Raw genomic sequence first — 928 nt, 5'->3', positions numbered from 1 at the left:
GCGGAACAAGGCTGGACCACCCGCACCAACGCCCGCGGCGAAACCGAATGGCTGCCGCCACCCCACCTGGACCGCGGCCAACCCCGCACCAACCCCTACCACCACCGGAGAAAAACTCCTACGGGGCGACGACGACGACGATGACGAGTCGTAGCCGCTGGCATCAGTTGCGGCACAAAGCTTTAGGAGCGGGCGAGCTTCTCACGCAGGCGGCGGTTGACCGGTTCGGGCAGCAACTCCGAGACGTCGCCGCCAAGTATGGCAACCTCTTTGGCCAACGACGACGACACGAACGAGTACCGCGGTGTCGTCGCGACGAAAAACGTGTCGACACCGGCGATGTGCTTGTTCATCTGCGCCATCTGCAGCTCGTACTCGAAGTCGGTGCCGGTGCGCAGCCCCTTGACGATGGCGGTCATGCCCTGCGACCTGACGAAGTCGACCACCAGGCCCTGGCCGGCCTCGACGCGAAGGTTGGGCAGATGCGTCGTCGACTCGGTGATCATCGCGATCCGCTCGTCGAGGTCGAAGCCATGCTGGCCGCCTTGGTCACGCATGGTTGGGTGGCTGCCGGAACCGTGGCGGTGGTGGAGCGCGCGGCGACCGGCGCGCCGTTGACCTGGCCGGCAGGCTGGTCCGTGTCGCCGCCCCGGGTGTACGGCGACACCCGGCTGGAGATGGCCGAACGACTCTGAGGCGGGCGTGTACCGTCTTTCGTCATGAGTGGCGCGGTATGCCCGGGGTCGTTCGATCCAGTGACGTTGGGCCACATCGACGTCTTCGAGCGGGCGTCGGCCCAGTTCGACGAGGTGGTGGTGGCGATCCTGACCAATCCCGCGAAGAAGGGCATGTTCGACCTCGACGAGCGGATCGCGATGATCACCGAGTCGACGACGCATCTGCCCAACCTTCGCGTCGAGGCCGGCCA

The 928-nt window shown here is 66.3% G+C and carries 1 protein-coding gene and 2 pseudogenes; 2 read left to right on the top strand and 1 reads right to left on the bottom strand.

What is annotated here, in order from left to right; genetic code table 11:
• Positions 1 to 182: 182 nt before the first annotated feature.
• Positions 183 to 530: pseudogene (coaD, locus tag A5713_RS25375) on the bottom strand (pantetheine-phosphate adenylyltransferase); the annotation flags it as partial.
• On the opposite strand from coaD, the pseudogene A5713_RS25370 reads away from it, so the two are divergent.
• Positions 522 to 695 (top strand): annotated as a pseudogene (locus A5713_RS25370) (16S rRNA (guanine(966)-N(2))-methyltransferase RsmD); the annotation flags it as partial. The pseudogenes coaD and A5713_RS25370 overlap by 9 nt on opposite strands.
• A 24-nt stretch (positions 696 to 719) precedes the next feature.
• Positions 720 to 928: adenylyltransferase/cytidyltransferase family protein (locus A5713_RS25365; protein ID WP_156752028.1), on the top strand; the 209-nt coding region annotated here is incomplete at its 3' end.

The organism is Mycobacterium sp. E2497 (genome assembly GCF_001668695.1).
Lineage (GTDB): Bacteria > Actinomycetota > Actinomycetes > Mycobacteriales > Mycobacteriaceae > Mycobacterium.
The sequence above is the reverse complement of the archived record's forward strand: the minus strand, read 5'-3'. Positions and strand labels throughout refer to the sequence as shown.